A 24472-nucleotide genomic window follows, 5' to 3' on the forward strand; every position below is an offset into this window, starting at 1 on the left:
ATAAGAAGCAAAGTCTTTAGGTATTAAGTACTTTGCTGTTAACAACTAGGAAATACCATGGCAACGAGTCCACACACACACACATTTAAAGATGTAAACGAAGAGCAACTTCCGGTTGCTAATAATAAGCTTCACGGCTGGAAACATTTTGCAGGGCTATACGCTGGTGAACATGTTGCTGCCACTGAATTTGTTATTGGCGCAACCTTTGTTGCATTAGGCGCATCAACCATCGACATTCTATTGGGGTTATTAATAGGTAACCTGCTAGCAATGTGTTCTTGGTGGCTAATTACGGCACCCATTGCAGTACAAACCCGCTTAAGTTTATATAACTACTTAAACAAAATTGCTGGTAACTCAATGACCAAGCTCTATAACTGGGCTAATGTAGTTATTTTTAGTGTTATATCGGCGGCCATGATCACGGTATCCTCCACCGCCGTGCGGTTTTTGTTCGACATACCCGCGCAGCTTGATTGGTATCCAAACAGCTTTTGGTTTGTCGCCATTGTTTTAGCCGTTGGCTCAATTGTTGTATTTGTTGCTATGTATGGCTTTTCAACCGTTGCTGACTTTTCAAAACTGTGTGCGCCCTGGCTATTTGTTATATTTATTGCAGGCTCGTTCGCGTTATTCCCTGAGCTTTCAAACCACGTATTGGGTTCTACCTCTTTAACTAGCTTTAGCGACTTTATGACCATAGGCGACTCCTCCATCTGGACGGGCACCAATGCCGATGGTGAAAAAGGCATTGGCCTATTAGAAGTGATTGGCTTTGCATGGGCTGCTAACTCAATTACTCACTTTGGTTTAATCGACATGGCTATTTTTAGATTTGCTAAACGCAAAAGCTATGGCTTGTTCTCTGGTGTGGGTATGTTTTTTGGTCATTACTTAGCGTGGATCTCTGCCGGTATTATGGGCGCAGGTGTTGCGGTATTACTTAAAACAACTATTTCATCACTTGATCCGGGCGATGTTGCATACCATGCATTAGGTTGGACTGGCTTTGTTATTGTAATTATTGCCGGTTGGACTACAGCTAACGCAAACCTTTACCGCGCTGGCCTTGCAGCACAATCTATATTTGTTAATCAATCACGTGAACGCACCACCGCTATTGTAGGTGTGGTAACCGTGATTATTGCGTGTTTCCCGTTTGTATTTTCACAAATGCTACCACTACTTACCTACGCCGGTTTATTAGTTGTGCCAGTGGGCGGCATTGTATTTGCCGAGCATGTGTTATTTCCTAAAATTGGCTTAACACGTTACTGGGCTAAATATAAAAATATTACCCGCAGCATCCCTGCTATTGCCTCATGGGCACTTGCACTTGTGTTCGGTTTTGGCTTAAACGCAATTGATGTAATGTCGTTTTACTACTTGTTTATTCCTACCTGGATTTTCACCATCGTTATTTACACACTTTTAGCTAAAAAATACGGTGCCGGTGAAGATTACACGCAAGAGATTGCAGCAGAAGAGCAAGAGCAACGTAATATTAAAGAATATCAAGCAGCTGAGGCTAAAGACATTCCAAAGCCAGTAATTGATAGCTCTGTATTTACCAAAGTTCTTAATGGCATATCGACTATTTCATTAGTGATTATTTTTATATTTGCCAGCCAAGTGATGTTTTTCAGTGACACTATGGTGATGTACAGCGCTAATAAGTCGCAGTTCGAAATTGCCTGTTTTATTTGTACTGTTATTTATTTTGTTACTGCGTACTGGTCGTTAAAACGCCATAAAGTACTCAATACAGCATCGTAATTACTTATCGTAATACAGTATCGTAATTTATATTTTATTTTTGTTTAGTAAGGTCGCACCATGACGCAACATCAACACACAAACGCTCTTGTTACAGGGCTAAACCAACAAAGCTTGGCTCAATTACCAAGCCATGTTGACACACCAAGTTACGACCGTAGCGCCGTTAAAGCGGGGATTATTCATATTGGCGTGGGCGGTTTTCATCGTGCTCACCAAGCGGTATATGTTAACGAGCTTTTAAAAACCCCAGGCTCTGAGCAGTGGGGCATATGTGGTGTTGGCCTGTTAGAGGGTAACCGTGGTCTGCGTGATATTTTAAAGCAGCAAGATTACCTTTACACGCTAACTGTTAGACACCCAGACGGTAAAATAGATAACAAAGTAATAGGCTCAATGATCGACTTTTTGTTTGCTCCAGAGGACAAACAAGCGGTAATTAATAAACTCGCACACAGCGATACTAAAATTGTATCGCTTACTATTACCGAAGGCGGTTATAACTTTAACCCGGCAACGGGCGAATTTGATTACAGCAATCCAGATATTATTAACGACATTAATAACCCGAACGACCCAATTACGGCGTTTGGTTACATTACTGCTGCGCTAAAACTGCGTAAAGAGCAAGGTTTGGGCGCGTTTACAGTACAGTCGTGCGATAACATTCAGCATAACGGTAACGTAACACGCAAAATGCTTTTAGCCTTTGCTACAGAGCAAGACAAAAACCTAAGTGAGTGGATTGAGCAAAACGTATCGTTTCCAAATGCGATGGTTGACCGCATAACACCTGTATCTAAAAAGAGTGATATTGATTACGTGGTTGATGCCTATGGTGTTAGCGACGAGTGGCCAATTACTTGTGAGTCGTTTACACAATGGGTAATAGAGGACACATTTAGTGACTCTCGCCCAAATTGGGATGTTGTTGGTGCACAGTTTGTAACTGATGTGACGCCTTATGAAACCATGAAAATACGTTTACTTAATGCTGGGCATTCTGTGCTTGGTTTATTGGGTTCAATTCATGGTTATGGCACAATTGACGAAACGGTATCTGATGAATTATTTGCTACATACCTACGTGCTTTTATGGATAAAGAAGTAACGCCAAACCTTGAACCGCTTGAAGGTATTGATCTTCAAAGCTACAAAGATACGTTAATAGAGCGTTTTGCTAACCCTAATATTAAAGACAGCCTGGCGCGTATTTGCAGTGAAAGCTCAGCTAAACTGCCTAAGTTTTTAATTGCCACCATTAACGAAAACCTAGTACAAGGTCGAGATATATCGTTGGCAACACTTGTCATTGCTACTTGGTGTTTATACAGCGATAAAGGTGTAAGTGAAAACGGCGAGAAGCTTGAAATTCAAGATGCTATGCAAAAAGAGCTAAATGCATATGCGCAGCAAAGCCAAGCTAACCCAACTGCATTTTTAAAGCTAACAAGCTTGTTTGGTAAGCTTGAACATAACGACACGTTTACTGCAGAGTATAAAAAATCGATTGCTGCGCTTTATGCACCTAATAGTAAAATTAAAGCCATTATGCAGGCTGTACTTGAGCAAAAGAGTAACTAATTATGAGTATTTTAATTAATCATAAATCAGGCGAAAACGTAAGTGTTAGCTGCTTTGGCGAAGTACTGTGGGATTGTTTTGACTCTGGTAAACGCCTAGGTGGCGCGCCGCTTAATATGTGTGTGCGTATTAACTCACTGGGCATAAAAGCCGACATGATCAGCGCCGTTGGTAACGACGAGTTAGGCGCTGAGCTGCTCGGCGAAATTGCGAGCAAAGGCGTAAGCTGCGATTATATTGCTATTAACAGTGACAAAAAAACCAGCACGGTTGAGGTAACACTCGACAGTGGTGGCTCAGCAAGTTATGAAATAGTGGCAGATACAGCGTGGGATAATATAGCGCTTACAGATGAGTTACTGAGTAAAGTTAAAAGTAGCGATGTATTTGTATTTGGCAGCCTAATAGGGCGAAGCGAAACGTCTTTGGCAACATTAAATCAATTAGTTGATGTAGCAAACTTTAAAGTATTTGACGTAAACCTACGTGCGCCTCACTACACATTAGCAACACTCGTAGATTTAATGAACAAAGCCGACTTCATCAAATTAAACGACGAAGAGCTATACGAAATTGCTAAAGCTATGGGTTGTAAGTTTCATTCGCTTGAGCAAAACTTAGCCTTTATTGCTGCACAAACTAATACCGAATATTTATGTGTAACTAAAGGCAGCCATGGCGCATTACTCACCATTAAAGGCGAAAACTACTATAACTCAGGCTATTTAATTAGTGTTGTTGATACAGTTGGCGCAGGGGATTCGTTTTTAGGCTCGTTAATTTATCAGCTGTGCAGTAGTGATTGCGCACAACATGCGGTTGACTTTGCTTGCGCTGTTGGTGCTATGGTCGCCGAAAGTGCCGGAGCAACACCTACTTTAACGCATCAACAAATAAATGAGTTTATGAACCCATAAATAAATTGGTGATAAGGTATTATTAATTTTTATCGATAACTTATCGGGCAGAATAAAAAAGGCAGATTTACTCAGTAAAACTGCCTTTTTTATTACTCTAAATCTTTACATTCTGCACAGTTAACGTTCAATAAGGCAACGAAATAGGTCTAAGTTATTTTATTCGACTATAGTATTAGCTAAACGTCTTATAGTAAGAATATTAATCCTTTGTTAATGTTCGTCAATTATTCACGTAATGAAAGGCCGGAGCGGCAAACGGTGCGCTCTTTAATACAAATACAAAAAGAGAAACATGCTTTATGATCATCTTTTTTATCTGCATCACAATTTTAATACTGGGTTATAAATTTTATAGTCCCTTTGTTGAAAAGCAAGCAGGTTTAGACTCAACGATTGAAACACCACAACAGCGCTTTAGCGAAGGTGTTGATTACGTGGCTATTCATCCTGTGCGTGCATTTTTAATTCAATTTTTAAACATCGCCGGTGTAGGTCCTATTTTTGGTCCTATTCTTGGTGCTTTATACGGGCCCGTTGCACTAGTTTGGATTGTACTAGGTAACGTGTTAGGTGGTGCTGTTCACGACTTCTTCTCAGGTGTTATGAGTATAAAAGAAGACGGGAAAAGCCTGCCAGAAATAGCCGGACATTACTACAACATTGTATTTAAAGGCTTTATGCTGATATTTACTGCCATGCTACTATTTTTTGTAGGCGTAGTATTTATTATGAGCCCTGCGGGCTTATTAAGTAACCTTGATTTTTTTGAAGGTACAATGCTGGCAAATAACACCTTTTGGGTGTTGGCTATTTTAGCGTATTACTTTTTAGCTACCTTGCTACCAATTGATAAAATTATTACTAAGTTTTACCCAATTTTTGGCGCTTTAATGATTGTAATGACAGTTGCTATTGCAGTTTCGTTATTAATTAACGCACCACACTTACCTGTTGCAGGTGACTTTTTAGCTTACTTTAGTGGCGATCATGCACATGACTTTTTAGAGCCCAACCCGGATGGTTTACCTACGTGGCCATTGTTATTTATAACAATTACCTGTGGCGCTATTAGTGGTTTTCACTCAACACAAGCACCTATTATTGCACGCTGTTTAACAAACGAAAAATATGTACGCCCCGTATATTACGGCGCCATGATGTGTGAAGGTATTGTTGGTTGTGTTTGGGCACTTGCTGGTATTGCAGCATTCCCAGAAGGTTATGCAGGTTTAAAAGCATTACTTGATCAAGGTGGCCCAGGTTTAGTAGTTAATCATATTGCTAATAGCTACTTAGGTGTATTTGGTGGTGTTATGGCTATTATTGCTGTAGCTGTATTCCCAATCACTTCAGGTGATACTGCGTTCCGTTCACTGCGTTTAACTGTAGTTGATGCGTTTAATATTCCACAAAGCTTACGTAACCGTTTATTAGTAGCGATTCCAATTTTAGCAATTGCTTACTTTATGACTAAGCTCGACTTCTCGCTTATTTGGCGCTACTTTGCGTTCTCAAACATGCTGCTTTCTACTAGCGTATTATGGCTGGCAACTAAGTACTTGTTTGACCGCGGTGCATTCCATTGGATTGCCAGTATTCCTGCAGTAATCGCCACAGCAGTGACGCTTTCATATATTATGACAGCGGCAATTGGTCTTAACTTATCAAGTGATATGGGCAAACCAATTGGTGCAGTGGTAGCAGTGATTGGCTTTATTACACTTGCCATAGTGCACTCTAAGCACAAAGGTAGAGTAAAAGTTATTAATTAAAAAATGACTATAAATCATAAGTGTTAATTAAAAACGAGCAGTTAAACCTGCTCGTTTTTTTATGCCTAATAATAAAAGCTCCATCACACTTACGGCTAAATAACATGACTTAATTTAATGCTACTAATATAACTGTTATTATTTGTTAATTGCTTTAACTGAGTTAGAAAAAAAAATGAAAATAGCCGCTGATTTTAGTAAGCGCGTTGTTGTACATAGTGAAAAACTAGAGTGGGTAGCCTCGCCAATGGCGGGAGTACATAGACGCCCTTTGGACAGAGTAGGTGATGAAGTTGCCCGCGCTACAAGCATAGTGCGCTATGCGTCTGGCAGTGAATTTTCGCCGCATATACATACAGGTGGTGAAGAGTTTTTAGTGCTCGATGGCGTATTTCAAGATGAGCACGGCGATTACCCTGTAGGTAGTTATATTCGCAATCCTCCCCAGTCAAAGCACAAACCGGGATCTCGGGGGGGCTGCGTAATATTTGTAAAATTGTGGCAGTTTCAACCACAAGATAGACAGCATGTGTGTTTACACACTAAAAAAATGCAAGGCGTTACGCACCCCCAGTTTAATAATGTTAGCGTAATTTCTTTATATAAAGATAACTTTGAAGAGGTAAGCTTACTGCACTTTAAACCTAACGCCGACATGGTTATAAATGCAAAGGATGGGGCTGAGCTGTTAGTACTTGAGGGGTTGCTTAACGAGCAAACAGATACCCTTATTAAAAATAGCTGGTTAAGAGTGCCTATTAATAGCACTGTTAATGCTAAAGCAGGAAGTACAGGCGCAACAGTCTGGCTTAAAACCGGTTATTTAACTGATGTAGCAAACCAAATCACTCGATTAAAAAATGCATAATTAACCACTTCAAATGAAGTAGCAAAACACCCGTTATAGCTGATCTTTGAGTTGTATCAGTATGAGCGCTAAGCTATCACCTATACTCAAAGTACATTTATTGTAAGAGTACTTATTATGGTTGGTTTAACGCACGGTTTATCTATTGGCATTGAACGCTCAGGAAGTGAGTTTTTTTTAACGCTAAAAGCGGTAGGTACATTAACTCACAAAGATTATAAGATTATTACACCGATGATCGACTCAGCCCTAAGTAAAGTGGATCACCCTATAGTTAAAGTGCTGATAGATGGCTCACAATTAGAAGGTTGGGAAATTAGAGCTGCATGGGATGACTTAAAGCTTGGGTTAAAACACGGTAAAAACTTTAAAAAAGTGGCTGTTTACGGCAATAAAGAGTGGCAAGCAACCTTAGCCAAAGTAGCGGGCTGGTTTGTAGCAGGTAAAGTAGCCTACTTTGAAAACGCCACCACAGCCATTGAGTGGCTAAAAGAGTAGTATTAATGTGTGGTAAGTATAAATAAAATAGCAGTAAAGTTATGTGTTTTTATTTTTTAACCTCGGCCCACTGGGCTTTTAGCCAGCGGCTTAGGGTAATAATATCGGTTTGTTTTGCTCGCGATTTTTTATATACAAAATAAAATTTACAGCCGGTTTCAACTCCATGCAGTGGCAACTTAACTAAGTGGTTATCGTGCTGTGAGTCAATAAAAAACGCATCAATAAGCGTAATACCTAAATTATAACGCGCAGCTTCTGCGGCCAGTATAACGTGACTAAAGTGATTAACTCTTACGTTTTTAGGCAGCTCAAAGCCGCCGCTTTTACACCATTGCTGCCAGTCATTGGTGCTACGTTGCTCTGACTCATCATACTGCACCGACAACAGCGGGTGCTTCCATAATTCATTGGGCAGCGATTGATTTTTTAATTGCTGCCACATGCCTTTGCCACACGCAGGGTAAAGCTTTTCTGCAAATAAAAATAAGCTGACAAACTCACCTTTAGGTGGCGTTGTGGTAATAAAACAATCGGCAACACGGTCGCTAAAATCCGCCTCATCTACAATCATATTTAAAGTTAAGTCGATATCTGGCGAGTCATGTTTAAAGCTTTCTAGTCGCGGTATTAACCACTTTACAGCTAATGAGCTATAAAGTGCTAAACGAATATGCCCAGGCTCGCCGTAACGTATTTTTTGTGTGGCAGAGGCTAAACTGGTTAATGAATGACTCACTTCTTGATAGTAACGATTGCCCGCGTCGGTTAACGAAAAGCTACGGCCACTACGGTTAAATAGCGGCTCGTTTAAATATTGCTCTAGTAATTTAACCTGATGGCTCACGGCACTTTGCGTCACATTTAGATGTTTTGCTGCTTTAGAAAAACTATTTAATCGCGCTACAGATTCAAAACACTGAACAGCACGTAATGGGGGTAATTTCATTATTAGTTAAACTCATACTAAAAGTATTTTAATCATTATACATAATTAAACGAGTTGCTCTATGCTAGCGTTTTTAATTTGCGGGCACGGAGTAACAATGCAAAAAATATCGGTTGGCTTAGGCATGACATTACTTGTGGTGGGTAATATTATTGCGGTTTTTTCTGATGCTATAATCAAAACTTTACCAGCAGAAAGCCCCACGTTTCAGTTTGTATTTATGCGCCAACTTACCGCAGTATTAATTTTGCTCCCGTTTTGTTTGTCGGCGAATAAAAAACATTTATTTGCCGGTTTAAAATGGCATGCGGTACGCGGACATGTATGGTTATTTGGTATTATATTTATGGTGTTTGCGCTAAAAGCTTTACCGCTTGCAACCGCTAACGCTATTTTTTATGCAGCGCCTTTATTAATGCTGCCTTTAGCAGTAATGATATTTCGTGAACAGCTAACAAAAAGCAGCATAGCTGTGGCTGTTATTGGCTTTATAGGGGTACTTATTGTTATTCAGCCTACCGACATTAATTGGGCGGCTATATTTGCACTTGTAGTCGCAATTACACTGGCAATAAATAATGTACTAATACGAAAGTTACCTAAACATCATAGTATTATGCAAACTTTGTTACTTACCAATTTAGTAGGTATGCCTGTGGGATTAGGTTTGGCGCTGTGGGAAAACGAGCCATGGCATTGGGCCGCACTTATTACTGCGTTTGGCTCTACACTGTTTATTTTAATTTATGCGGGAATTTGCGTGTATGTTTATAGCAAAATCGAATCGAGCCAAGTTGCTAGCGCTGAATATAGTGGCTTAGTGGCGGCTGTCGTTGTTGGTTTATTTTGGTTTGGCGAAGTACCTACACTTGGCTTAATAATTGGCGCATCGTTAATTATTTTACCCTTAGTATGGTTGGCTAACGTACAAAAAAACAAACAGCGATTGGTTAAACGTCAACTCACAAAATAAACTACTGCGCGTGGTGTGTACTGCGCAGTAGTAAAAAGTCGTTTAAGCCAAATAAACAAATATAAGTTAATTAGAGCTTATATTACTTTTGTAAACCAAACGGGTCGTCAATACTGTGGCTAGGCTCGGTAAACCATTTTGCACCACTGTCGGTCATATAAAAATGATCTTCTAAGCGCACCCCAAATTCATCCGGTATAACCAGCATTGGCTCGTTACTAAAACACATGCCAGCGGCTAGTGGCGTTTTATTACCGCCTACCAAATAAGGCCATTCGTGAATATCTAAACCAATGCCGTGGCCTGTACGGTGCGGGCAACCAGGTGTTTGATAATCAGGGCCTAAACCTTGCTCAGCTAAGTAGCTGCGCGCAGCTGTATCTACGTCTTCACATGGCACGCCAATTTTTGCTGCATTGAAAGCTGCAATTTGTGCTGCTTTTTCATTATTCCAAAATTGACGTTGGCGATCAGTTGCTTCACCAAACACATAAGTGCGGGTAATATCAGATAAGTAATCATGTACTTTACAGCCAGTATCAATAAGTACCATGTCGCCTTTTTTAAGGATTTGCGGATCTTTTACCCCATGCGGAAATGACGTTGCAAGCCCAAATAACACGATACAAAAGTAGTTACCCGGCGCGCCTACTTTTTGATGCGCTAGCTTTATAAACTCTTCAACTTCAGTGGTACTAATACCCTCGTGCAGCATGCTTGCCGTAGCTTGATGAACCACTAAGGTCATATCCATAGCGCGTTGCATTAACGCCAGCTCATTGGCTGATTTATGCATTCTACAATGTGCTGTAACAGGTTGAGCATTCACTAAATTTAAGCCCGTTTGCGCTTTATTAATACCATCAAAAATAAAGAACTGCGCGCTTTCGTCAATACCAATAGTGCCATTAGCCGCAATACCCATTTCCGTTAATATATTAACAAATAACTGATATGGGTTTTGATGCTCTTGCCAACCACGGATTGGCCCGTCAATTACTTTAAAACCATTGAGTGAGCCAATTTCAAAATAAGGAGCTATGTATTGCACTTCACCTTTAGCAGGCAAAATTGCGCCAACTAAACGCTCACTTGCATACCAACGCATACCGGTAAAATAAGCCAGGTTAGTACCTGCATTTAAATAAATGGCATCAATGCCATTGTTTTGCATATACGTTTGCGCTTTGGCTATACGAGATAAATATTCTGCCGGTTGAATAGGGGTTAAATCGCTGGTCATATTGCTTAAGCTAGCGAGTGCTTGTTCTTTGGTTTGGGTGCCAATACCAATTGTGGTCATAATGATCTCCTCTTTTATGCGGCTATTGTGCTTGTGCGGCAGGTTAACTGCAAGTTGCTTGCGGTAAAACTTTGTAATCTGAGCATGTATTTAATAAAGCCAATGCGCTATATTAATCTAAGTGCTAGGCAGTTTGATTGCTGCGTATGTTGTTTAGTAAACTATAAAAATAAAAACAAAGGTGGGTGTATGGCTCTGTTGTGGTTGGGGGTTTTATTTATAATAATTGGCACTTTGCCATTTGTACGCTGGTTAAAATGTAAAGTAAGTAAACGCCACTGGCGGGTTTGTGTGGTAGAACAAATAACTGCCGTGGCAAATAATCAAATAACAGCACCCGAAATGTTGCATCAGCCAACTATGCTAGTGAGTTTTCGTTTTGATGGGCAGGTGCACAGTGTATTAGTGGAATATCGTGAAAAAATGTTTACCCGTTTTAAACAAGGTAAAACCTGCACACTGTTAGTTGACAAAAATAACCCGCAACAGGTTTATAATAACGCAATACTTTGGCAAAGCTACGGATTAGTATGGTTATTAGCCGGTATTAGTTTATGTGCTTTTAGTTATTTTAGCTTGATTTAAATCCCCTCGTTATCCCTTAATAGCGTTTAAGTGCAGCGCTTTTGAGGGAGCTTACCATGCGTTTTATACTCTGTTTACTCTTCTTTTATTTCATCCTAACACTCGTTTTACAGCTACCAGATTAATTTTACAGTTGCGCAGATGATCAAAAAACTCGTCATTAGTTTAATTATTGCGCGGTGGTTTTTTATGCTGAAATGTAAGTAAGTGGGCTCATTGTTTCCTCTGTGTTTTTGTTATGTTTACTTTGCGTTTGCCTTTGTTAATCAATGGTTTGTGACCCCTGTAAAATCTTATACTATCGCTGTTTGCTATATTGAATAACCCCCAGTGGTTGGATAAAATCCTTTTCAAATTGGTTATTACTGATCACAGCTCATTTACTACGAGTTATCGTAGCTGATCATTATTAGCGCCAAAATAGCTAGCTTAAAGTTAACGGCTTTATGCCTTTAATTTTTACTGACACAAAGTTAACTAAAAACTCCACCTTTAGAAGTAACTAATTTCGTATTTGTAGCTAGCAACCAGCACTGCTTAGCTAAATTACGGCTGCATTTTAATTAAATAGCGCTGCAAATACATTTAATGTAACCCCACAACGACTATGGTAAACATGAAATATAACAAACGAATTAAACCCTCTTTATCACTACTTTCAATATTATGCGCAGCTACAATGAGTGTTCACGCAGCAGAGCGCCCCGCTGGTTTATCGGATGAAGATATTGCATACGTTAAACAGTTAATTAATAATGAAATGCAAGCGCAGGATGACGCTAAAGCTAAGCAAGAATTGGATAATGGGTTTGAATTTAATGGGTATTTTCGCTCAGGTACAAACACCATTATAGGGAGTGGCAGTAAAAATAATGGCTCTTGTTATTCACTAAACTACCCTAAAAATGATGGGGTTTATTATCGCTTAGGTAACGAATGCAGAGACTACAGCGAGTTTCAGCTGACTAAAAAACAGCAGCTAAATGGGGTTAATTTTAAAGCCGTATTTATGATGGACTTTGCCGGGGATTCAAGAGATCCAACCGCAACGGAGGAGTGGTCTAGACGCTCAAGGCAGCTTTATGTAGAAACAGACAACTTACTCGATAATGGTACGCTATGGATTGGCCGCAGATATTATTACGATAAGGCAGTTGGTAGCGTACATATATTAGATTACAAACATATGCAAAGCTCGGGTAACGGCGTGGGTGTGTCTGACATTACGGTAAATGAAACCGATAAGCTGCATCTTGCTGCCATCACTTATGGTGGCGAGGGCGAACTTACAGGTAACAAAGCCACTGCAGATACTAACTATCAAAACTTTATGGCCGACGTACGCTATGAAATGGATGTAGGCGATGCGGGTAAAGTGGTATTTGCACTGCAAAACTTATTTGTAAATGATGCAATTGATGAAGCAGGGCTTACCGATGGCAGAACTTTTACAGTGCAATGGCAAAAGCAGTTAGGCAATGTTGATCAAAAAACAGTGATTCAATACGCAACAGGAGCCATGGCGCAAAACCCAGGCGCTGCCGGTACTGATGGCGGAAGCTTTGATTATGCGGCAGATAGCAGCTCAAGTGGCTTTCGTATTTTTAATAATGGCTTAGTTGATATTACCGAAAAATTCAAACTAGATTACATGGTAATGTACGAAAAATCATCTGATTACCACACCCTAAAAAGTGTTGGTGTGCGCCCGCATTATTCAATATCGCCGCATTGGAGTGTGCTTGGTGAAGTGGGTTATAACGCTTATCAAACTAAAACCAATGGCATTGAAAATGATGAGCAAACACTCATGAAATATGCGCTAGCATTACAAGCAACAGCCGATTCTACCGAATATTGGTCGCGTCCATCGTTACGCTTTTATCTAAGTAACTTTGATTGGAACAAGGCTGCTGGGCAAGAGTCTGGGTTAAGTGTTGCAGGCAAAGAGGGCGACGAAAGTGCCTTAGTTGCAGGCGCTCAGGTTGAAATTTGGTTTTAATACTCAGTATTAATGCGCCATAAAAAATACAATAAAATAAGTTTCGTAGGCGCATTTAGTGCCTACGAAACGTTAATTAACCTCGCTATAAAATTAATCTAAACCATCACTTAATGGTTTTTTTTGGCAATGCTTGCTGGTGGTACGCCATAGGCTTGTTTAAATAATCGGCTAAAATGGCTAGGGCAATTAAAACCCAGCTCATAACATGCTTGGCTAACCGTGCGCCCCTGTAACAATTTACTATAGGCTTTTTTAAGCCTAAGTTGCTGCTGCCACAGTGCTGGGCTAGTACCAAACGCCAACTTAAATTGTTGATAAAACTTGCTGCGACTCATGCAGGCAATTTTACACAGCCTCTCTATATCCAATGCCTCATTTAAGTGCTCTTCTATGTATTGCAAAGCATTATTTACCGGTGTTTTAAGCTGCGGATTATTGCCATGTTTTAGTAATAAATCTCGACTTTGTTGCTGTAGCAAACGGGTAATAAGCTCGTTTAACGATAAGTCGATTAAATAACCTCGTTGCTCGTCTGGCTCACTAAATAAATGCACCATACGCGCTAAAAGTTGTTGGGTTTGGCTATTATGTTGGCTATGTACCAGCTGCGGTGTATAGGCAAATAAGTCATCGCTGGCAAAGCGTTGCTCAATATTGAGTGCATTAGCCACCTGCGTTATTTTATCTGTACTTATTTCTATGGCAAGGCAGGTGGTAGGCGCGCTTAAAGATGCTTGTTCAAAGTCAATTAATACCCCTTGCTCTGGTGCTAATACAAAGGATTCGTGAGGTAAAAATGCCTTATGATATTGGCAGCTCTCTACATGCATTACCTTTTTACCACTAAGCATGGCGCAAAAAAGTAATTCTTTTGAATGCAAAGCTACTTTTTGCGCATTTTGATAAGTATCGTAAATACTTAGCTCGCTATTATCGGCAGCAAAGGTCACTTTATTTTCAATTAGCACCTTTAATTGCTGACGTTGCTTATTTAATTGCGGAGTATGCATTTTAATCCCTTTTAAATCTGGACTCATAGACAACTTTTGTGGACAGCAATACATGCTTTTAAGTGTTTGATAGTCTAATGTCAATCAATGCTGATTAATTATAAAACAGCACTTGATTAAATATAAAGCAAAAAGACTTATTTAATAGCTCGACTTTTAGCTAATAACAACAAGAGAGTGTCACTATGATTTATGCAAATCCAGGCGAAAAAGATGCACTAATTACCTTTAAAGCGCAATACGAAAACTACATTGGTGGAGAATGGGTAAAGCCAGTAAACGGCCAGTACTTTGAAAATATTAGCCCTGTAAACGGCAAAGTGTTTTGCAAAGTAGCGCGCTCCGACAAAGACGACATTGAACTTGCGCTCGACAAAGCCCATGCAGTAAAAGCGCAGTGGGGCACTACATCGGTTACCGATCGTAGTAACGTATTACTAAAAATAGCCGACCGTATTGAACAAAACTTAGAGTTACTTGCAGTTGCCGAAACGTGGGACAACGGCAAAGCAATTCGCGAAACACTCGCGGCCGATATTCCACTAGCCGCCGATCACTTTCGCTACTTTGCAGGTTGCCTGCGCTCACAAGAGGGCGGTATTAGTGAAATTGATGAAACTACCGTTGCCTATCATTTTAATGAACCGTTAGGTGTAGTTGGGCAAATAATTCCGTGGAACTTCCCAATACTAATGGCAGCGTGGAAGCTTGCCCCAGCCTTAGCTGCGGGTAACTGTGTAATACTAAAACCAGCAGAGCAAACCCCTGCCTCTATTTTAGTGTTAATGGAAGTGATTGGCGACTTACTGCCAGCGGGCGTACTCAACGTAGTTAATGGCCTTGGTAAAGAAGCAGGTGAAGCCCTGGCTACTAACACCCGTATTGCTAAAATCGCCTTTACGGGGTCTACCCCAGTGGGTTCACATATTTTAAAATGCGCCGCCGAAAACATTATTCCATCAACGGTAGAGCTAGGTGGTAAGTCACCCAATATTTTCTTTAGCGATGTAATGGACAAAGACGACGCGTTTTTATCTAAAGCAATAGAGGGCGCAATACTGGCCTACTTTAACCAAGGTGAAGTATGTACTTGCCCATCGCGACTATTTATTCAAGAAGATATTTACGAGCAATTTATTGAACGTATTTTACAGCGTACTGCACAAATTAAACGCGGTAACCCGCTAGATACCGAAACCATGGTAGGTGCGCAGGCGTCTAAAGCGCAATTCGATAAAATATTAAGCTACATCGAAATTGGTAAAAAAGAAGGTGCCGAAGTACTTACTGGTGGTAACGTAGAGCAGTTAAGCGATGATCTTAACGGCGGATATTACATTCAGCCTACGCTATTAAAAGGCACCAACGACATGCGGGTATTCCAAGAAGAGATTTTTGGCCCGGTTATTTCAATGTCGACCTTTAAAGACGAAGCCGAAGCGTTGGCACTTGCCAATAGCTCTGAATTTGGTTTAGGCGCCGGTGTATGGAGCCGCAACATGAACCAAGCATATCGTATGGGGCGTAAAATTGAGGCAGGCCGTGTATGGACAAACTGCTACCACATGTATCCGGCCCACGCCGCGTTTGGCGGTTATAAAAAATCAGGTATTGGTCGCGAAAACCACAAACTCGCACTGGGTCACTACCAACAAACTAAAAACCTATTAGTAAGCTATAGCGAAGATCCGCTCGGCTTCTTTTAATCAAAAAGTTTAAACTTAAATACAACAACCATTAAGTAATGAGCGCTGCATATTTGCAGCGCTTTTTTGTACATTGGTTTAATGAATTTAAAACGACTCAGCCGCGTTATCGCTCTTAGCACCAATCGTGTTTTTTGCATGTTTTTATTATATATGTGTTCTTTTTTCAGTGTTAAAAAAGGGTATTTCACACAAGCTAAATTTATAATTAATAACTGTATAAATTGGCAATAGTTGCGGCTTTGTCGGATAACATTATTAAAAGTCGTTCTGAGGTATTTAAACAAGGGTAATTTTATTACACACGTAATTTTGTTTACATTAGAGTTGTTTGATGGAATTATTAAGCTATGTAATATACGCCGTTTTGGGGTGTTATAAACCCCCATAGTGGTGTTCAATAAGCTGTTAGAATGAAGTGCGTATTACTGAGTTACCAGGATTGATATATGAGTGTATTTTCAAAAAAAGTTGATATGGAAGCCTGTTTACGAAAAGGATTGAGCCAAGAGTTAATTCTTATCATGGCATTTATTGAGCAACAAGATTACCAGTTAGAAAACTATATTTCAGAGTTTTCAGAAAAGCTTGTAGTTGGCGGGCAAGGAATAAAAACGAATGAATATACTGATCAAGTATCAGTATCAAACATCAGTAATGACCAATATGATTTAGATGCTACATTTAAGCAAGACTTGCCTAATTATATTCGTAAATCTCAATTATTAATGCTTTGGACAATGCTGGAAGATACGTTGGGTTATATTGTAAAAGAGCTCAGCGCCAAGAAAAACATAAGGTTTAGAAAGAAAGGTAATAAAGAATCCATTTTTATTTATTACGTAAAATGGCTAGAGAAAATTGATGGAGCAGGATTGGCATCTCATCGTTCTGTAATATTTTTGAATGACAATGTAAGAGAGATTAGAAACTCAATAGTACATGGCTTTAAGCCTAAAGTTCAGCACAAAGAAATTGAAGTCACTAAGTCAGGTGTTTTAGTTTCAGGGAAATATGTAAGAGAAGTTTGTATGACTATAAATGAACTTGCAAGATGTGTGTAAACATTCTAACAAGCAATTTAACAGGACTAAAAACAGTGGTCACTCGTTCGTGCCTCTCTCATTTTAGACCACAATTTTTAGCCCGTTAATATGGGCGTTTTAGCTTACATGGAGAGTTTACCTTTGAGTCGTACCAAAAAAGTAAAAATAACTGTTGAATGCCCTGAAATAATACCGCTTCAATCTATTGCAAGTAACCAGTTAAATATGGCGGAAAAAGAAGAACCAGGCCATAAATTTAGATGGATAATTCCATCGTAAGCGTCTAGCTAACGACACCTAGCCTTTCTTAATGTTCCAAGGTAACAGCGGCTCAAGGTTATCAGGTTGCTCAGCTAGGTGCTGTAAGCAACTAGAAATATAGTCATGCACCACAAGGTTATTTGCCTTCGCAGTTTCAACAAGGCTATAAAGTACCGCACTGGCATGTGCACCCTTGCTGGTATTTGAGAACAACCAGTTTTTTCGCCCTATCACGAAGGGTTTTATGGCTCGCTCTGCGCGGTTGTTATCTATTTTAAGTCTGCCATCATCAAGGTACCGCCGGAATTTTTCAAATTGATTTATCGCGTAGTTAATGGCTTTACCTAGCGCCATTTTGGGCGGGATTTTATCTTTGTGTTTGAGCAGCCATTGGTATAACTCGTCAACAATGGGTTTGGCTTTTTGTTGTCTAACAGTGTACTTCTCTGTGGCTGGTTTATCTTTGATGGCTTGCTCAATACCGTAGAGCTTGCCAATGAGGTTGAGCGCTACATCCGCTTTGCCTGTTTTCTTATTATTGCCTTTCGCTTCGATGAATTTACGACGCATATGAGTAAGGCATGCAACCAGTGTTGCCTGGGTTTGCTCATAAGCCTTGTAGCCATCAACGTGCATATAGCCTTGGTAACCATCAAGAAAATCAACCGCACATTGGCCCGCACGGCTGTTATGATAATCGAACAGGACAATATTAGTGCTTTTACCCGGTTTATCATCACCACAACAATACAGCCACATATAGCTTGTCGCTTTATCTGCGTTAATGACGTTTAACGGGGTTTCATCGCCATGGATAACTGCTTGCGATAACAACACCTCTTTTAAGCGTTGATACAGGGGTGACAACAATTGTGCACAACGTAGCATCCAGCTCGACATGGTTTGTCTGCTTAATTCTATACCAATATCGCCTAACATTGTTTCTTGGCGATAAAGCGGTAAGCCAAGCGTAAACGTCCGGTGATCATCACCTAGATATTGATATTCCAAGGCAATAATTGTTCTATGTCTGGCTCAGGCTGACAAAGCTCATCGAGGCAATGCATGATGTAATCAAATGGCGTTAAGCCGTTGGATCTTGCAGTTTCGATGATGCTGTATAGGTGAGCGCTTGCTATTGCCCCGCGTGAGGTTTGGCTAAACATCCAGTTCTTACGGCCAATAACAAATGGTTTGATAGCGCGCTCGGCGCGGTTATTGTCGATATTAAGCTGACCATTTTCAAGATAAACTATAAGTTTATGCCATTGATTAGCGAGATAGGTTGCTGCCTCTGCTAACTTGGTTTTCCCGACTAAACGTGGCTGGTTTTGCTCTAGCCATTTATGCAGTTTATCGATAATAGGTTTCGCTTGCTCTTGCCTTATTTCATGCTTTTGTTCTGGTGTTTTATCGTTGAGTTTTGATTCAATGCCGTACAGTTTTTGAATAAGACTCAAGACTACGTCGGCTTTGCCTGTCTTGTTTTTACCCTGCACGTGTTTTGCTTCTATAAATTTACGACGTGCATGGGCCCAGCAACCAACTAGTGTGGATTGCGTTTGTGCATACGCTTGATAACCATCAACCTGTAAATAGCCCGAATAGCCATCCAGATAATTAACCACACAGGAAGCTGCCCGACTATTTTGATAGTCGTAAAGCACAATGTTTGGTATTGAGTTGTGTTTATTTATAGCCGATGGCGAATCCGTGCCGGTACAATATAGCCACATGTAACTTTTTACTTTGTCGGCGTTGACCACATTGACCGTCGTTTCATCGGCATGTATCGCAGGCTGTTTAAGTAACGCGTGTTTCAGTCGTTGTATCAGCGGTTCAAACAAGGTAGCGGATGCGAGTACCCAGTCACTCATGGTTTTACGGCTAAGCTCAATGCCGTATTGCTTGAACATCGACTCTTGTCTGTGCAGTGGCAGTGCATATTGATATTTGCTGGTGATGATTTGACTTAACAAACTGGACGTGGCCATGCCTTTGTTGATGGCCATGTTTGGCATCTTGGCTTGTTTAATACTGTTATTCGACCCTGACTTATCACATTCACGACACGCGTACTTTGGGCGAATATGCTCAATGACTTTTATCTTTGCGGGAACGAAGTCGAGCTTTTCGCTGACGTCTTCACCCATTTTATGCAACTCATTACCACAGCAGTTACACAACTTGTCTTCTTCGGCAATGTCATGAATCACTTGCTCACGGGGTAAGTCTTTGGGTAATGGTTTGCGCTTTGGTGTTTTGCGAGTGTAGCTAATCTCTTGCGTAGCAAGCTCATCAAGTTGCTCAATGATGTCTTCGGCTTCATTAAACAATTCACCTTGTGCGTCAAAGACTTCGGCACTTTTACCAAATTGTTTTTGTTGCGCTAGGCGGAATTGTTCCTCTAGATACCGGTTTCTTGCAGTCGCTTGCGCTAATTTTTCAGCGTGCTCTGCCAGCAGCTTTTTAAGCAAAGCCGGATCGTCTGGAAGGCAGTTAACATCAATGTTCATCCTTTTATTTTATAATGTTTTTTACCGTAAACTAGCTTAATGCGATGGTTAATATTGATCCCGCGACGATCTAAATAATGCTAGCGTTTTCGATGTTGATTTGTTGATGCCCTATGACATTATACCCAGATAATAACCAGTGTAATTGTTGCTCGGTTAAGTTTAGGGTGTCGGCGCTGAGATTTTTCGGCCATTTAAATTTGTGCTTATCGAGGCGTTTATACCACAGGGCAAAGCCTGTGTTATCCCAATACAATATCTTCAGCTTATCTCGGCTTTTATTACAAAAAACAAACACGGCACCGGATAGCACTGACAGTTCGAGTTCACTTTCAACAATGGCCGCTAAGCCATTAATGGATTTTCTGAAGTCGACAAACTGATTGCAAAGGTACACGTCGGGCACATCAATAAACATGTTCATGCTTGCAGCGCCTTTATTAAATTAGCCACCCATGTAGGCTCAGATGAGGTTGGTATAGTTAAATGAGTTTCACCATGAGATAACGTGATTGAGGCATTCACTTTATGGGGAATGGCTTTGTTTTGCACTTTCACCAATTTAGGTGCTTTTGCAGCGTCTTGTAACTTAGACCGATATTTATAAAAGTTTGAAGTGGGTAACATGTTTTCTTTACAAAATGCGACAATAGATAAGCCGCTGGTTTGTTGCTGCTCAATCAATTTTTGCCAGTCATTAAGGGTTCTTTTTTGCATAATACCTCCAGTAGAAACTGACGGTATTTTCAATTAATTAAATCCACTCTGCTAGGTGTCGTTGCTCGGACGCTTACAGCCAAACTGGTATTTACACGTGATTATTTGACTCAGCAAGCTGACCGTTGCAATACTTTTTGGAATGGGTGATGCGGGCATCGGGGCGGATTTCACCACACAATCAATGCCTTCTTGCTCACAGTGACGGCATGTATATTTCGGGCGAATCGTTTTAATCACTTTGATATGTGCTGGCACAAACTCTAATGCTTCACTGCTGCTTTCACTCATTTTATGTAAGGTGCTTTGACAGCAATCACATACTTTTTCATCCTCATCGAGGTCAACAATCACGTCTACTCGTGGTAATTGCGCCGGCAGTGGGCGGCGTTTCGTTTCGGTTTGGCTTTTTCTTTCTTTACTGAGGGCGATGTGGCCAATTGCGCTTTATCATACTCATCAAGCGTTTCTTCTGCTTCATTGAATACTTCACCCGCCCCCGGCATTTTTTCTGATTTCTTAGCGTACTCTTTGGCAAGTTTCGCATTATAAGCTTGCAGCAATTCGTGAATTTGCGCATCCTTTTTAGCTAACTCTTCATCTTTTTTAGCGACGACATGTTGCAACTCAAGCAGCATGCGCTTGAGTTGTTCTGGGTCATCAGGAAGTGAGTGTGCATCAAGTTTCATCCCTGCAATTTAACAAAGTTTTATGCACTTTTCTCGTTTGCAGGGCAAATAAAAACGGATGTGTGGCAATGATCGTTTACTGTTAATTAGATCATAGATTGATACTGCAATTTTTCATGGCCAAGCACATCATATCCCGACAACAACCAATCCAGTTGCCCAGAGCTGAGTTCAAATTCTTGCAAAGTGGCTTTGTTTGGCCATTTGAACTTTTGTTTTTCGAGTCGCTTATACCACAAAGCAAACCCTGTTTTATCCCAGTACACTAATTTGAGTTTATCTTTCGCTTTGTTGCAAAACAAAAACAGCGCGCCAGTGTAGGCATCACGTTCAAGCTCGCCTTCAACGATGGCGACCAGACCATCAATCGATTTTCGAAAATCCACCGCATCGCGGTGTAAATAAATACGCTCGGGTTCAACAAACATTTTCATCAGGCAAACTCGCGTAACAATTGGCTGAGGTAAGTTGCAGGCGTTGTTGATGGCAAGCTGACTTTTACTTTGCCAACAGTGAGGGTTATCGGCTGTTGCGGCTTGATAACGTCAGGTTGTTTAGTGATTTTGGAGCGAACAAAATTGCCAGGTAATGCCTTTAGCTTGTTTTTTGCGGCATAAAAAGTTGTTTTTGATAAAGTATTTTGCTGACAATACTCAGTGGTAGTTAAATCACTCGATTGTTGCGCTTCTATAATACTACGCCATTGCTCAAGGCTACGTGTTTTTCTCATAGCTATCTCCTAATTGAAATTCAGGGGTAGCTTAATCGTTTTGACGAGTTACTTGCAGGCGCACTTGCTAGACGCTTACGAATGGAACATCAGTCCTGTCGGTTGCGAGTTCAAGCGCTTTTAGCGTTAAATTAGTATCTGGCGACGACGACATTGCCCAACCAACGACTTTACGCGCAAATAAATCGATAACGACCGCTAAATAAGCCCAGCGATTGCCTGTCCAAAGATACGTCACATCACCACACAGTATTAGTTGATCATTACACTTGTTATTAAAAACCCACTGACGAGCTAAGATGCAGTGGATTTTCAGATAATAGGTTATTAATTGCGCCATGCACGCATTTTATGCCCTTTAAGTGCATAAAATAAAATAAACAAATAACAAGGTAAGGTGACCCAGTAGGCATCTTGTGTATTATTTGATTCAGCGATAGCACCATAAATCATGGGTAATAATGCACCACCAGAAATACCCATAATTAATAGAGCAGAACCCTGTGCGGTAAATCGTCCTAAACCATCAAGTGCTAGCGGCCAGATTGACGGCCATACTAGTGCGTGAGCTAACCCCATTAATGCAACAAAAAACACTGGGTTGGGAACCACCGAAATACTTGTAAACCCCCATACAATTTCACTAATTGATGATGAGTTTGGTGAACTTGTCACTATGCCAACTACACAAATAATACCTAAGGCGGCAGAGCTAATCAGTGCATGTTTTTGACTAAGATATTTAGGAATACAAATAACACCAAGTATGTAACCGATTACCATAAACACCATAGTGTAAGATGTTAGGGTAGTAAAGTTACTCATACCTAAGTCAGAACCGAATAAGCCAATAGTATCACCGGCGATAACCTCAACACCTACATACGCAAATAATGCGATAGCCCCAAGAATGACTTGTGGAAATTGCATAATACCCGACTTGTCATTATTCTCTTGTTGCTGTGGCGGCTCTATTTCAGGGAGAGATGAAAATTTAACCAGTGCGATAAGAAAGATTAATGCTCCAGCCATACAAAGGTAGGGCATGATTAGGCGATCTGATAAAGCTTGAAGTTGTTGTTCACTAAGGGCAGCAAGAGCTTGTTCAGAGGTATCTCCTAAGTCTGACAAAATCAGTGCACTAAATACTAAAGGCACAATAACTCCTGCGCCTTTATTGACAATGCCCATCAGGCTAATGCGCATTGCAGCGCTTTCTTTTGGCCCTAAAATAACTAGGTAGGGGTTAGCGGCTGTTTGTAAAATGGTAAGTCCGGTACCTAGGATGAATAACCCAGATAAAAAGAACAGATAATTTGCAGTGCTTGCAGCAGGAATAAACATTAGAGTGCCGACTACCATCACCGCTAGGCCATAAGCCATACCATTTTTATATCCAGTACGCGCAAGCAGCCAAGACGACGGTAATGCCATTATTGTATAGGCGATATAAAAAACGAGTGTAACGTACAATGCCTGAAATGTGCTGAGATCACAGATCACTTTCAAGAACGGTATGAGTGAGCCATTAAGCCAAGTAACAAAGCCAAAGATAAAAAATAGTAAAGCAATTATTGTCATTGGCATTAGCGTTGAAACTGGCTTCTGATCCGCTTTTAAAACAGATTCCATTATATTCTCCTAGTTTTATTTTTTTTGTAAGTATATAGCGTCAGATTTTTGTATTCACATGCTTATAAAGTCTTTCGCTCAAGGTTAATCTTTTTAAATTATTGGTCTATTTTTTAAAACGCCGATATGTAATCTCTTTTATTGATGTAATTAAAAAACAGCAGAAGCTAAGCTAAAAACTCATATTTCGTAAGGCGATATGGCTATTATTTTATATCAAGGAATACCCATATAGAATTCAATACCCACTACACTTTATATTTATTATACATAACTTTCATTTGCTTTCAATGATGTTTTGTTAATACATATCACATTAATTTAACTTTGTTGTTTATTTATTTTCGATGATTAAGCTTATATTTAGTACTTTAGACTTGAAATAAAGGCTTGTGCAGTTTCAATAACTTTATTTATTCATCACGTTACGCTAATGAAATAGCACTTGTTAAAATATGAGCTTAGTCAGTGTTTCTCTCAGGTACACAGGGGCATAATTTGCAGAGTTTTATTTCGCTGAGATATGTTTTACTTTTAAGGAAACGGTTAGAGTAAATAGGCTCTAATTGATTCCCACCAATGGACGAGAACGCAGCATAAGAAACGACTATAGAGGTTTAGGATTCACAGAGGTGAGCTTCCCAATACAATAATAGGCCTTTATCACTCAGTAAAATTTGAGTACAACAGCCAAACAGATAATACTTAAAAAAGTAAAAAGATGTCGTATCAGAATCGTACCGAACAAAAATTGTAATATCTCTTTTTTAATTTCTCTTTTAATTTATTTCTAATCTCCTTCGTAGTGTTTCAATATCGCTTTTAATTTTCTTTCACTTTAATTTAGCTGTAAAAACAAATTAATTTGAAAGTTAATGAAACTTTTTTATTGAAATAAACCTCATTGCTTGTTAATAATGAGGCTTGGT

At 40.1% G+C, this 24472-nt stretch carries 22 protein-coding genes and 2 pseudogenes; 11 read left to right on the forward strand and 13 right to left on the reverse strand.

Features of this window, described 5'->3' with window-relative positions; genetic code table 11:
* The first annotated feature begins 57 nt into the window (after positions 1-57).
* The 6 genes from J5X91_RS11230 (at position 58) to J5X91_RS11255 (ending at position 7421) form a co-directional block, all read left to right on the forward strand.
* On the forward strand, positions 58-1779 hold the full coding sequence (locus J5X91_RS11230; protein WP_179807724.1) for a hypothetical protein: 1722 nt from the start codon (positions 58-60) through the stop codon (positions 1777-1779).
* 60 nt (positions 1780-1839) lie between these two features.
* Positions 1840-3363 (forward strand): mannitol dehydrogenase family protein, encoded by a 1524-nt coding sequence (locus tag J5X91_RS11235; protein ID WP_208834865.1) that lies wholly within the window; start codon positions 1840-1842, stop codon positions 3361-3363.
* 2 nt (positions 3364-3365) lie between these two features.
* Positions 3366-4280 carry a carbohydrate kinase gene (locus J5X91_RS11240; protein WP_011329842.1) on the forward strand — a complete coding sequence of 305 codons (915 nt, stop codon included), beginning with the start codon at positions 3366-3368 and terminating at the stop codon, positions 4278-4280.
* Positions 4281-4582: 302 nt separating this feature from the next.
* The gene (locus J5X91_RS11245; RefSeq protein WP_011329843.1) at positions 4583-6055 is read left to right on the forward strand and encodes a carbon starvation CstA family protein; all 1473 of its coding nucleotides are present in this window, start codon (positions 4583-4585) and stop codon (positions 6053-6055) included.
* Positions 6056-6230: 175 nt separating this feature from the next.
* Positions 6231-6923, forward strand: coding sequence for a cupin domain-containing protein (locus J5X91_RS11250; RefSeq protein ID WP_208834866.1), 693 nt, complete (start codon positions 6231-6233; stop codon positions 6921-6923).
* 117 nt (positions 6924-7040) lie between these two features.
* Positions 7041-7421 (forward strand): STAS/SEC14 domain-containing protein, encoded by a 381-nt coding sequence (locus J5X91_RS11255; protein ID WP_208834867.1) that lies wholly within the window; start codon positions 7041-7043, stop codon positions 7419-7421.
* Between the two features lie 49 nt (positions 7422-7470).
* Here J5X91_RS11255 and J5X91_RS11260 read toward each other — a convergent pair whose 3' ends face one another.
* The gene (locus J5X91_RS11260) at positions 7471-8370 is read right to left on the reverse strand and encodes a LysR family transcriptional regulator (RefSeq protein WP_208834868.1); all 900 of its coding nucleotides are present in this window, start codon (positions 8368-8370) and stop codon (positions 7471-7473) included.
* Between the two features lie 97 nt (positions 8371-8467).
* Here J5X91_RS11260 and J5X91_RS11265 point away from each other — a divergent pair, with 97 nt between their 5' ends.
* Complete coding sequence (locus J5X91_RS11265) at positions 8468-9343, forward strand: DMT family transporter (protein WP_010553617.1); 876 nt, start codon at positions 8468-8470, stop codon at positions 9341-9343.
* Between the two features lie 82 nt (positions 9344-9425).
* Here J5X91_RS11265 and J5X91_RS11270 read toward each other — a convergent pair whose 3' ends face one another.
* Positions 9426-10646: a Xaa-Pro peptidase family protein gene (locus J5X91_RS11270; RefSeq protein ID WP_011329847.1), complete on the reverse strand. Its 1221-nt coding sequence runs from the start codon at positions 10644-10646 to the stop codon at positions 9426-9428.
* 189 nt (positions 10647-10835) lie between these two features.
* Between J5X91_RS11270 and J5X91_RS11275 the strand changes: the two genes are divergently transcribed.
* A complete protein-coding gene (locus tag J5X91_RS11275; RefSeq protein ID WP_033012968.1) occupies positions 10836-11231 on the forward strand; it encodes a hypothetical protein in 396 nt (131 codons plus the stop codon).
* Positions 11232-11910: 679 nt separating this feature from the next.
* On the forward strand, positions 11911-13233 hold the full coding sequence (locus J5X91_RS11280; RefSeq protein WP_208834869.1) for a carbohydrate porin: 1323 nt from the start codon (positions 11911-11913) through the stop codon (positions 13231-13233).
* A 110-nt stretch (positions 13234-13343) separates the two neighbouring features.
* Here the strand turns inward: J5X91_RS11280 and J5X91_RS11285 are convergent, their stop codons facing one another.
* Complete coding sequence (locus tag J5X91_RS11285) at positions 13344-14246, reverse strand: AraC family transcriptional regulator (protein WP_208834893.1); 903 nt, start codon at positions 14244-14246, stop codon at positions 13344-13346.
* A gap of 185 nt (positions 14247-14431) precedes the next feature.
* On the opposite strand from J5X91_RS11285, the gene J5X91_RS11290 reads away from it, so the two are divergent.
* Together J5X91_RS11290 and J5X91_RS11295 are read left to right on the forward strand one after the other, a co-directional pair.
* Entirely contained in the window at positions 14432-15952 is a 1521-nt protein-coding gene (locus J5X91_RS11290; protein WP_208834870.1) for an aldehyde dehydrogenase family protein, read from the forward strand.
* Positions 15953-16401: 449 nt separating this feature from the next.
* Entirely contained in the window at positions 16402-17016 is a 615-nt protein-coding gene (locus tag J5X91_RS11295) for a hypothetical protein (protein WP_208834871.1), read from the forward strand.
* A 279-nt stretch (positions 17017-17295) separates the two neighbouring features.
* On the opposite strand, the pseudogene J5X91_RS11300 reads toward J5X91_RS11295, so the two are convergent.
* The 10 genes and pseudogenes from J5X91_RS11300 to J5X91_RS11345 form a co-directional block, all read right to left on the reverse strand.
* Positions 17296-18225 (reverse strand): annotated as a pseudogene (locus J5X91_RS11300) (IS66 family transposase); the annotation flags it as partial.
* 26 nt (positions 18226-18251) lie between these two features.
* A complete protein-coding gene (locus J5X91_RS11305) occupies positions 18252-19775 on the reverse strand; it encodes an IS66 family transposase (protein WP_208834872.1) in 1524 nt (507 codons plus the stop codon).
* Positions 19776-19845: 70 nt separating this feature from the next.
* Positions 19846-20199: an IS66 family insertion sequence element accessory protein TnpB gene (tnpB, locus tag J5X91_RS11310; protein WP_208834873.1), complete on the reverse strand. Its 354-nt coding sequence runs from the start codon at positions 20197-20199 to the stop codon at positions 19846-19848.
* The gene (locus J5X91_RS11315; RefSeq protein WP_024596032.1) at positions 20196-20492 is read right to left on the reverse strand and encodes a hypothetical protein; all 297 of its coding nucleotides are present in this window, start codon (positions 20490-20492) and stop codon (positions 20196-20198) included. The genes tnpB (J5X91_RS11310) and J5X91_RS11315 overlap by 4 nt, the downstream gene beginning before the upstream one ends.
* 51 nt (positions 20493-20543) lie before the next feature.
* A complete protein-coding gene (locus J5X91_RS11320; RefSeq protein ID WP_244363846.1) occupies positions 20544-20783 on the reverse strand; it encodes an IS66 family transposase zinc-finger binding domain-containing protein in 240 nt (79 codons plus the stop codon).
* A 65-nt stretch (positions 20784-20848) separates the two neighbouring features.
* The gene (locus tag J5X91_RS11325; RefSeq protein ID WP_208834875.1) at positions 20849-21181 is read right to left on the reverse strand and encodes a hypothetical protein; all 333 of its coding nucleotides are present in this window, start codon (positions 21179-21181) and stop codon (positions 20849-20851) included.
* 86 nt (positions 21182-21267) lie between these two features.
* Entirely contained in the window at positions 21268-21609 is a 342-nt protein-coding gene (gene tnpB, locus J5X91_RS11330; RefSeq protein WP_208834876.1) for an IS66 family insertion sequence element accessory protein TnpB, read from the reverse strand.
* Positions 21610-21614: 5 nt separating this feature from the next.
* Positions 21615-21911: an IS66 family insertion sequence element accessory protein TnpB gene (locus tag J5X91_RS11335; protein ID WP_208834877.1), complete on the reverse strand. Its 297-nt coding sequence runs from the start codon at positions 21909-21911 to the stop codon at positions 21615-21617.
* A gap of 103 nt (positions 21912-22014) precedes the next feature.
* A pseudogene (locus J5X91_RS11340) lies at positions 22015-22164 on the reverse strand (DDE-type integrase/transposase/recombinase); the annotation flags it as partial.
* A 74-nt stretch (positions 22165-22238) separates the two neighbouring features.
* On the reverse strand, positions 22239-23543 hold the full coding sequence (locus J5X91_RS11345) for a sugar MFS transporter (protein ID WP_208834878.1): 1305 nt from the start codon (positions 23541-23543) through the stop codon (positions 22239-22241).
* Positions 23544-24472 lie beyond the last annotated feature (929 nt).

The organism is Pseudoalteromonas sp. K222D, assembly GCF_017653575.1.
GTDB classification, from domain to species: domain Bacteria; phylum Pseudomonadota; class Gammaproteobacteria; order Enterobacterales; family Alteromonadaceae; genus Pseudoalteromonas; species Pseudoalteromonas nigrifaciens.